Here is a 338-nt window from a genome sequence, read left to right as displayed (position 1 = left end):
GACAACAACAACAGATGCCTGACCCCATGCGTGGCGACCAGATGCCGGGCCAACAACCCACCCAACACCCCGGTCCCACCAGTGATCACCACCGTGCCACGCGAATCCAACCCAGCCGGCAACCGGTCAGAGCCGGGCAGGAGCAGCCGGCCAGTACCACCGGCCCGGGTCAACCGCCGGGTATACAGTTCACCAGCGCGTACCGCGATCTCCGGTTCGCCGCTGTCGAGCACCGCGGTCAGGATCCTGCCCAGTTCGCCACCGTGGTCGGTGTCATCGTCGAGGTCGAGCAGGATGAATCGGTTGGGGTGTTCGGACTGCGCGGAGCGGACCAGGCC

The 338-nt window shown here is 66.6% G+C and carries 1 protein-coding gene; it reads right to left on the bottom strand.

Annotated elements, in window-relative coordinates; all coding sequences use genetic code 11:
- Nucleotides 1-338 (bottom strand): SpnB-like Rossmann fold domain-containing protein (locus tag ACLQ22_RS31975; protein WP_425695599.1); only part of this gene is annotated, 338 nt, incomplete at both ends.

Source organism: Micromonospora sp. DT178 (genome assembly GCF_049841695.1).
Lineage (GTDB): Bacteria > Actinomycetota > Actinomycetes > Mycobacteriales > Micromonosporaceae > Micromonospora.
Note: the sequence above shows the minus strand (reverse complement) of the source record. Positions and strands in the feature narration are given on the sequence as shown.